Source organism: Methylobacterium sp. CCH5-D2 (assembly GCF_001556475.1).
Classification (GTDB): domain Bacteria; phylum Pseudomonadota; class Alphaproteobacteria; order Rhizobiales; family Beijerinckiaceae; genus Methylobacterium; species Methylobacterium hispanicum.
In genome coordinates this window covers 1-9,159 of the sequence record NZ_LSIX01000272.1, presented here as the reverse complement: position 1 = coordinate 9,159, position 9,159 = coordinate 1, and the positions used below count along the sequence as shown (strand labels likewise).

Here is a 9,159-nt window from a genome sequence, read left to right as displayed (position 1 = left end):
CCCCTCACCCCAACCCTCTCCCTATGGGAGAGGGAGCGCGTCGCGGCTCCCGTGCAAACCTCACGGCGCTTGCCAGACGCGATCGCCCTGCTTTGCGGGGAGGGTGGCCCCCGAAGGGGATCGGTCGGGACGAAGTTCCGCGGAGTGAGGGGCGACGGTGAAGGTTGAGGCGATGGGCGTCATGCAGGGCGCGGCCCGACTCGGGCACCGCGGTCCACGCCTCCACAGAGGGGAGGGAGGACGCGGGAGCCGACCGTTCGGAGGTGCGAACGAGCGGTTCGTGCATGACCCAGAGGGTCTGGGGTAGCCGGGAAGAGAGACCGCCTCACGCAGACGTCTCCTCATCTTGCACCAACCCAAGTCTTATATAAGATACATTCCAAACACGATCGCCGCGCGGTGCGGCACCTGGGGGGCACGCGATGGTGAGGCGGGCAATCGACGCGGCGGGCCGCGCACGGTGAACGAGACGCTGCTCCTCGTCCTGTGCATCGGCTGCGCGGGCCTGATCTCGGGGCTGACGGGCTTCGCCTTCGCGCTGATCGCGTCGGGCACGCTGCTCTCGATCCGCTCGCCCGTGGAGGCGACCGCCCTGGTGCTGGTCTGCAGCACCGTCTCCCAGATGATCTCGATCCTGCGCCTGCGGGCCTGGCCGCCGCGGAACACCGCCTTCGCGATGATCTTGCCTGGCCTCGTGGGGGCGCCGATCGGCATCCACCTGCTGCACGACCTCGACCCGCAGCTGATCAAGGTGGCGATCGGCGCCTTCCTGATCCTCTACAGCGGCACCGTCGCCCTGTTGCGGGCCGACTACACGGTGGCGTTCGGCAATCCCTGGAGCGACGGCGCCGTCGGGTTCCTCGGCGGCGTGCTCGGCGGCATCGCCGGGCTCTCCGGCGCGCTGCCCACCGCCTGGAGCCTCGTGCGCGGCTGGGAGCCGCGCACCCAGCGGGCGGTCTACCAGAGCTTCACGCTGGTGATGCAGGTCTGGGCGCTCGCGATCCTGCTCTGGCTCGATCCGATGCCGCCCGAACTCGTCGGCGACCTCGCGCTCGCCCTGCCGGTGGTGCTGGTGAGTGTCCTGGCCGGCCTCTCGCTGTTCGCCCGGATCGACCAGCGCCGGTTCCGCACCATCGTCCTGGCGCTGCTGGCGGCGATCGGGCTGACCACGACCGCGCTCGCGCTGCCGGGGCTGCTGGGGTGAGATGCCCTGACCGCGCCGAGACGAGTGTGACCGTTGCAGCCGGTCTGTCCCGTCAGGCAATCTGCAATGTGTTCGCCGAAGATGCAGGTTCTTCGCGATCGAAATCCGTTTCGACCCGTCCGCCGACGAGACGGATCAGGGTATGGAAATTTTCTCCGATCGCGGGCTCTTCCTCAAGGCTTGTGCCGTGCCAAAAAAGTGAGACCCGCATGTCGATCTGCTGACGGATGACCAATCCGCGCAGATCGAGTGCCTTGCGTAGATCAGGCCGCCCCGCATCGTCGAGAAAGATCGTTCTCACGACAAGTGCGATGTGGTTGCTCAAATCGTGAGGATCCGCCCTGCCCTCCGTGTTGAGAAGCCAGAGTCCCGTGCGTCCGATCCTCTCACGTCGAGACTCCCCGACGGGGAACGGCTCGCCCTTGTGGTAAGACAAGGTTGGCCGGGTGCGTAGGATATCACCGACAAGCGAGGGCTCTAAAGTCTCGCCGGTGAACCGCAGCGATGCAAAAGCTTTAAGGGCCACAGTGGACTCCAGGCTCGTCGCATAAATTGCCCAACCAGTTGTCGAACTCGTCCTCTATGTCTCCGTTGTCGTAGATGATGATATTGTCGGCTCCGTTCAGGCCTTCGCGGTCCTTGACGTTGTGGATGACCGTTCTGACGACATCCGGCGGAACGCCGAAGCGTTGGGCGATGCTTTTGGTCGGGCTCTTCTGGCCTCTCCATATCACCGCCCTCTGATCGCCGCCCAGACACATGATGCAAGCGCGATGCCCCTGCCTGGCTCATGCCCGAGGCACCCACCTCAACCAAGCTCCAATTTGGAGCATCATGCCACAGCGGCAAGCGCAAGCTAGACTGTATAAGCCGACCCCCGGTCGCGGGTGTAGGCTGTTCACACATCTCGGCGCTGTGGTGCCGTGACGCCACGGGCAGCATCGGAGACGCGCGTTCGGTCGGAACGGCCGTTGGTCGGGTAGGCCGCGTGCGATCCATCGGTTCGACGCGAGGCGCTATCAGCTTCCCGCCCGCCCGTGCACGCTCGGTAGGAACAGGTCCTTCCAGCTCTCCGGGCGGCGGCGGATCGTGCCGGTGCGGTGCATGAAGTCGGCGACCTTGCCGATCGCCTGGGGCGTGGCGGTGAAGCGCACCTGCGGGTCGTTCAGGATCTCGGTGATCAGCCCGACATCGCTGGAATCGCGCGCGAGCCGCACGTAGGCGCGCGCCGCCGCCGGCTTGTCGGCCTCGATCGCGGCGAGCGCCTCGTCGAGAGCCGCCCCGAACGCCGCGCAGACCTGCGGGTTGGCCGACGCGAAGGCCGAGGAGGCCCAGACCACGTTGAAGGTCGAGGGTTCGCCCAGCACGTCGAAGCTGTTGAGCACCGTGCGGATGCCGGGCCGGCGCAGCTCCAGCTCCTGGATCGGCGCCGCCGTGAAATGCGCGGTGATCTCGTTGCCGGCCAGCAGCGCCGCCATCCCGTCCGGATGCGACAGGGTCACGGTGAGCCGGTCGAGGTCGTTGCGGCGCGCGGGGCCGAGTTCCTTCTCGGCCGCCATCTGCAGGAACATCGCCTGGACCGAGACCTTCACGGCGGGCAGCGCGATCTTGTCCCGGTCGGTGAAGTCCGCGAGCCTGCGCACCCGGGGATTGTTGGTGTTCATCAGGAGCGGCATGCTGTTCATCGCCGCCACGCCCTTCACCGCCATCGCGCTGCCCTCGGTCTTCGACCAGAGCAGGACGAGGGGCGGCACCCCGCCGGCTGCGAACTGGATCTGCCCGGAGAGGAGCGCGTCGTTCATCGCGGCCCCGCCCGCGAGGGTGAGGTAGCGCGCCTCCAGCCCCGCCACCCCGCGGGCGGCGGCCGCCTTCTGGAGCAGGCCCTGCTCCTCCATCAGCATCAGGGGCAGGTGGCCGAGGCTCGGCTGGCGGGCGATCGCCACCGCGCCGACCTCCGCGCGGGCCGGGCCGAGGCCCGCCCCCAGCACACAGGCTGCACCCGCCAGGACATCGCGTCTGCGCATCGTCACCCTCCCCAAGGCGCGCCGCGGGCGCGGCGCCGTCCGTCCTCAGCCCGGGCGCCGGATGGCGGGGGCCGGCACGCTCTCGATCATCACGTTGACGCAGGCGGGCAGGCCGCTCGCATGGGCCGCCTCGAGCGCGGCCGGCAGCGCGGCCGCCTCCGTCACCAGCGCGCCGAAGCCGCCGAGCGCCTGGACCACCGCGTCGTAGCGGGTGGGGAGGAGGTCGCAGTGGCGCGTCCGCTCCGGCCCGTAGCTGCGCAGCTGGATCTGGTGCTCGGCGTTCCAGCGGGCGTCGTTGCCGACCACCGCGACGAACGGGATGCCGTGGCGCACGGCCGTGTCGAACTCGGCCATGTGGAAGCCGAAGGTGCCGTCGCCCATCACCGCCACCACAGGCGCGCCGGGACGCTGCAGGGCGGCGGCGAGCGCGAAGGGGATCGCGGCGCCGATCGTGCCCGACACGCCGTTGATCAGGCGCCGGCCGGACCGCACCAGGGCCTGCGGCCACTGGCCGATCTCGCCGCCGTCGCAGATCAGCGTGGCCTCGGGGTGGCCGGCGAGGAAGCCGTCGACCGCCCGGCAGAGCTCGACCGGGTGCAGGCGCCCGTTGCCCTGCAGATCCGCCCAGGCGGGCGGACGGTGGGCGATCGCCGCGCGCGCCTCCCGGTACCAGGCGGCGTGGCGGGGCAGGGCGGTCGCGCGCCCGGCGAGCGCAGCGAGGGTGGGGCGCGGTTCGGCGATCCCGGAGACCGCGAGCCGCGCGGCCGGGGCGCGGGCGAGCAGCACGGAATCCGGATCGACGATCGCGAAACGGCAATCGGGCGCGACGGCCGGGGCGTCGCCGAAGCGCAGGGTGAAGTCGAGGGGCTTGGCGAGCAGCACGAGCAGGTCGGCCCGCGCCAGGACCTCCGCGAAGGCGCCGAGGGCCGGGTCGTTGACCCCGCGCGGGCTCTCCATGCCGAGGACGGGCAGGCCGAGCCGCTCCTCGAGCGCCGCCATCGCCTCGCGGCCGGACGCGTCGCAGAGCGCCGGGCCGCAGAGGAGGAGGGGCCGTTCCGCCCGCGCGATCGCCCCGAGGAGGTCGCCGACGAGGTCCGGCGCGGGCTCGGCCGGACGGGCGGCGGCGGCCTCCGGGCCGGGGATCCGCACCGTGGCGGCCGGGATCGCCCGTTCGAGCAGATCGACCGGCAGGCTGAGATGGACCGGGCCCGGCCGGCCCTCGCGGGCGATCCGGAAGGCCCGGGCGAGGTCGGCCCCGAGGCCGGCGGTCGAGGTCGCGGTCCACGACGCCTTCGTGGTCGGTCGGGCGATCGCGGCCTGCTCCATCTCCTGGAAGGCGCCGCGCCCGATCTCCCCGACGCCCGCGTGGCCCGAGAGCAGCAGCACGGGCGATTCCGCGGCGAGCGCCGTGAAGAGCGCGGCCGCGCCGTTGGTGTGGCCCTGCCCGCCGGTGACGAGCGCGACGCCGACCTCGCCGGTGAGCCGGCCCCAGGCGTCCGCCATGTGAACGCAGGCCGCCTCGTGGCGCACGTGGACCACCGCGATGCCGGTGTCCAGGAGCGCGTCGAAGACCGGCATGATGTGGTTGCCCGACAGCGTGAAGATCCGGGTGACGCCGAGCGCCTCCAGGGTCCGGGCGACGATGTCGGCGCCGCGCAAGGTCTCCATCGGTTCCTCCCTCAGGCCGCCGCGTCGAGGAGCGAGCCGCCAGGCCGCACGTGGGTGAAGGCGACCGGCTCCATCGCGATCGCGAAGCCCTCGTCCTGGCGCCGCACCACCGTGTAGGCGGAGGTGGCGAGATCCGAGGTCTCGGGGTGGTCCTCGCGGAAATGAGCGCCGCGGCTGTCGGTGCGGGCGAGGGCGGCCCGCGCGATCCCTTGCGAGACCAGCACGAGATTCTCGAGGTTCAGCCGGTCCATCCAGGTCAGCGCGTAGCGGCGGTCGCCGTCCGGCGCGCCCGCGCGGGCGACCGCCTGGCTGAGGCCGTCGAGGGCGCCGAGCGCGCGGGTGAGGCCGGCCGCGTCCCGGAGGATGCCGACATCGTTCCACATCGTCTCGTAGAGCGCCTCGCGGATGGCCGGGAGGTCGTCCGCCGGCCGGCCGAGCGGCCCGTAGGCGCGGGCGAGCCCGGCCTCCATCGCGGCCGGATCCGGATCGGCGAGCGAGCCCCCGCGCGAGACCGCGCGGGCCATCGACTGGCCGGCGAGCCCGCCGAAGACGGTGGAGTTCGCCACCCCGTTGCCGCCGAGGCGGTTCGCCCCGTGGACGCCGCCCGTGTCCTCGCCCGCCGCGTAGAGGCGCGGCAGCGCCGTGGTGCAGTCCACCGCGAACTGGATCCCGCCCATCATGTAGTGGGCGGTCGGGATCACCTCGACGCGGCCGCCCGCGAGGTCGAAGCCGCAATCGGCGCAGCGCTCGACCATGCCCTTGAACCGGCGGCGCACGTCCTCGGGCCCGAGATGGCTCATCTGGATGTGGACGCCGCCGTTCGGTGTGGCGTAGCCGTCCCGGATGCGCCGGATGATCGAGCGGCTGACGATGTCGCGCGTCGCCCGCTCGGCCCGTGGGTCGTAGGCTTCCATGAAGCGCTCGCCCGTGGAATCGAGGAGCCAGCCGCCGGCCCCGCGCAGGCCCTCCTCCAGCACCGTGCCGGTCATGCGGGTGCCGGCACCCGCGAGCAGGCCGGTGGGATGGAACTGCACCATCTCCATGTCGCGCAAGGGAAGCCCGGCGCGAAGCGCCATGGCGAGCCCGTCGCAGGACTTGTCGCCGGACGGCGTGTGGTACTTGTACATGGTCGGCCCGCCGCCGGTGGCGAGCAGCACCGCCTTGGCGCGCACCAGCTTCGGCTCGCCGGTGCGCATGTCGAGCATCAGCACGCCGGCGAGCCCCGAGCCGTCGCGGGCCGGGATCAGCTCCAGCGCCCGGTGGTCCTCCAGGCGGTTCACGTCGCGGCGCCAGACCTGCTCGGAGAGCCGGTTGATGATCTCGATGCCGGTGAGGTCGCCCTTGTGCACCGTGCGGTCGAAGGTCTGGCCGGCAAACGCCTTCTGGTGGACGCTGCCGTCCGGGTTGCGGTCGAAGAAGCAGCCGAGCTCGGTCTCGAGCTCGCGGATGCGCACCTGCGCCTCTGTGACGAGCGTCCAGGCGAGCGCCTGGTCGTTCAGCCACTTGCCGCCCTCGACCGTGTCCATGAAGTGCCGCTCGGTCGAGTCGCCCGGCGCCAGCGCCACGTTGTAGCCGCCCTGGACCATGCGGGTGCAGCCGCACTTGCCGAGCAGCCCCTTCACGGCGACCGTGACGTCGAGGTCGGGCGCCGTCTTCTTGGCGTGGAGCGCCGCGAACAGGCCGGCCCCGCCGGAGCCGAGGATCAGGATGTCGGTCGCGACCTGCTGGACCTGGGCCGGGTTCATCGGGCGTCCTCCAGGCTGGCCATCACCGCGTCGCGGCGGGCGGCCACGTCCCGCTGCACCTCGGCGAAGAGCGAGCCGCCGTGCGAATCCATGCCGACGAGCAGCGGCCCGAAATCGCGGATCGCGAAGCGCCACAGGCTCTCGGGGTGGAGGTCGTCCATGTCGACGTCCTCGATCCGCTCGATCCAGGTGGTCTCCAAAGCCGCCGCGCCCCCGACGATGGCGAGGTAGGCGCCGCCCCGCTCGGCAAAGGCCTTCAGCGTCGCCGGGCCCATGCCGCCCTTGCCGACGATCAGGCGCACGCCTTCCCGCTCCATCAGCGCCTCGGTGAAGCGCTCCATGCGCATGGAGGTGGTGGTGCCGATGCAGAAGGGCGCGTAGCCGACCGGCGCCTCGGGAGAGGGGGCGACCCGGTGGACGTTGGGCGCGGTGTGGATCACCGCGTGGCCGGCGAGGTCGAGCCGGGTGCGCCGGTCCCGGTCGAACATGTGGATCAGGGTGGCGTCGCGGATGCCGAACAGCCAGCGCCGCAGGGTCACGGTGTCGCCGATCCGAAGGGCCCGGATCTCGGCCTCATTGGCCGGCATGTCGAGGACGTGGTGGGCCACGGGGGTCTCCCTGGAAGCGGATCTGGATGGACGTTTCGGATCTCGCGACCGCCCATTCCCGGACGCCTGGAACGCAGTGGAAGGTGATCCGGGACCCAGCACAGGATGTCGCGAAGCGTCCGAATGCTGCGAGGTTGCTCGAGATCGAGCCGCTTCGCGGCACTCCATTCTCTGGATCCCGGATCACCTTCCACTGCGTTCCAGGCGTCCGGGAATGGGGGCGCGTTCTCGGAGCGTTCGGGTGATGGCCCGCATCGCCTCAATCGAACGCGATGCCCCCCGGCGTGATCGTCGCGCGGGCGCGGCGGGCCGAGTGGCACTGGATGTTCACGGCAACCGGGTTCTGGGTGATGTGGGTGGCGGCGAGTTCCACGTGCACCGCGAAGCTGGTCGAGCGCCCGCCCAGCCCCTGCGGGCCGACGCCGAGTTCGTTGACCGCGCGCGACAGTTCCGCCTCGATCCGCGCTCCCTCCGGGTCGGCGCAGACCGTGCGCAGGGGGCGCGTGGCGGCGACCTTGGCCAGATGCATGCAGAGGTCCGAGGTGCCGCCCAGCCCCACGCCCACGATGGTCGGCGGGCAGACCCGGCCGCCGAGCTCGATCACCCGGTCGATCACGAAGCGCTTGGCCGCCCCGATCCCGTCGGAGGGCAGCAGCATCTGCAGGAAGGAGCCGTTCTCCGAGCCCGAGCCCTTCGGGATCATCTCGACCGCGACGGTCTCGGGGGCCTCGTCGAAATCGACGTGGATGATCGGCACGCGGATGCCGCAGGAAGTCTGCTCGTTCTTGCGGGTGATCGGGTGGACCACCGAGGAGCGCAGGGAGAATTCCTTGGTGGCCCGCTCGCAGCCGCGCCGGATCGCCGCCTTCAGCTCGGCGCCGTCGAACGTCACGTCCCGGCCGATGCGGATGTTGTAGATCGGGATGCCGGTATCCTGGCAGAGGATGTTCTTCGTGCGCTCCGCGACCGCGACGTTCTCCACCATCGTGTCGAGGATGGCGCGCCCGGTCGCGCTGGTCTCGGCCTTCTGCAGGTCCGAGAAGCCCGCTTTGATGTCGGGCGGCAGGATCTTCAGGGCCCGGACGTAGAGGTCGCGGCAGACCTCCTCGAATTCGCGGATGTCGAGATCCATGGCGGTTCTCCGAGAGGCGAGGGGAGGGGGCGTCAGGCCCCGCTGAGCAGGAACAGGAGGCCGACCGCGAAGGCGGCGGCGAGGCAGGCCGAGACGACGACGGCCGTGCGCTCGCGGTAGCTCAGCCACTCGATGGCGAGCACGCGCAGGCCCAGCGCCATGTGGACGGCGAGCGCGCAGACGAGACCCCACTCGGCCACCCGCACGAAGCCGTTGTGGGTCAGCCCGAGGAAGCTCTCGAGCCGGTCGGCCCCCTGGAGCGCGGTGCCGAGCGCGATGAAGTGCATCGGCAGGAAGAGCGCCAGCGCGATGCCGGAGAGCCGGTGGATCAGCGCGGCGGCAAAGCCCGGGCGGCGGTGGGGGGCGTGGGTGATGCCGGGGCCGATGGCGGACCGTGCGGCGGATCTCATGCGAGGTCTCCCCTCTCGGGACACGAACCACATCCCTCTCCCCGACCAATCTCGGGCCTGCCCGAGATTGGCACTGGGGAACCGAAGTCGGGCAGGCCCGACTTCGGGCGGGGAGACGGGTTCCGAACCGGCACGCGGCTGGCGGAGGATCGGGGGCGCAGCCTTCGCTCGCCGTGCGTGAACGCGCGCTCAAGGCTCGGGCCGGAACTGCACCGCGCCCCCTCTCCCATAGGGAGAGGGTTGGGGTGAGGGGTATGACGTTGCAGACCCGAGCACGCCATCGACGCGCGTTCGGGGCGAGCCCTCATAGGCCACGTCATACCCCTCACCCGGCTTTCTGCGAAAGCAGACCTCTCCCTATGGGAGAG

The 9,159-nt window shown here is 71.1% G+C and carries 8 protein-coding genes; 1 reads left to right on the top strand and 7 read right to left on the bottom strand.

Annotated features, from left to right (window positions below):
- Positions 1 to 460 precede the first annotated feature (460 nt).
- A complete protein-coding gene (locus tag AX737_RS07480; RefSeq protein ID WP_066920279.1) occupies positions 461 to 1,204 on the top strand; it encodes a sulfite exporter TauE/SafE family protein in 744 nt (247 codons plus the stop codon).
- A 52-nt stretch (positions 1,205 to 1,256) separates the two neighbouring features.
- Here AX737_RS07480 and AX737_RS33025 read toward each other — a convergent pair whose 3' ends face one another.
- The 7 genes from AX737_RS33025 to AX737_RS07450 all read right to left on the bottom strand — a co-directional run bounded on the left by AX737_RS33025 (position 1,257) and on the right by AX737_RS07450 (position 8,791).
- Complete coding sequence (locus AX737_RS33025) at positions 1,257 to 1,529, bottom strand: hypothetical protein (RefSeq protein ID WP_156453575.1); 273 nt, start codon at positions 1,527 to 1,529, stop codon at positions 1,257 to 1,259.
- 694 nt (positions 1,530 to 2,223) lie between these two features.
- Positions 2,224 to 3,228 (bottom strand): ABC transporter substrate-binding protein, encoded by a 1,005-nt coding sequence (locus AX737_RS07475; RefSeq protein WP_082772937.1) that lies wholly within the window; start codon positions 3,226 to 3,228, stop codon positions 2,224 to 2,226.
- Between the two features lie 45 nt (positions 3,229 to 3,273).
- Positions 3,274 to 4,896, bottom strand: coding sequence for a thiamine pyrophosphate-binding protein (locus tag AX737_RS07470; RefSeq protein ID WP_066920275.1), 1,623 nt, complete (start codon positions 4,894 to 4,896; stop codon positions 3,274 to 3,276).
- A gap of 11 nt (positions 4,897 to 4,907) precedes the next feature.
- Entirely contained in the window at positions 4,908 to 6,641 is a 1,734-nt protein-coding gene (locus tag AX737_RS07465) for an FAD-binding protein (protein ID WP_066920273.1), read from the bottom strand.
- Positions 6,638 to 7,417, bottom strand: a complete 780-nt coding sequence (locus AX737_RS07460; RefSeq protein ID WP_348626801.1) for a fumarate hydratase C-terminal domain-containing protein — start codon at positions 7,415 to 7,417, stop codon at positions 6,638 to 6,640. The genes AX737_RS07465 and AX737_RS07460 overlap by 4 nt, the downstream gene beginning before the upstream one ends.
- Before the next feature lie 91 nt (positions 7,418 to 7,508).
- On the bottom strand, positions 7,509 to 8,381 hold the full coding sequence (locus AX737_RS07455) for a fumarate hydratase (RefSeq protein WP_066920269.1): 873 nt from the start codon (positions 8,379 to 8,381) through the stop codon (positions 7,509 to 7,511).
- Positions 8,382 to 8,413: 32 nt separating this feature from the next.
- Positions 8,414 to 8,791, bottom strand: coding sequence for a succinate dehydrogenase (locus AX737_RS07450; RefSeq protein WP_066920267.1), 378 nt, complete (start codon positions 8,789 to 8,791; stop codon positions 8,414 to 8,416).
- Positions 8,792 to 9,159 lie beyond the last annotated feature (368 nt).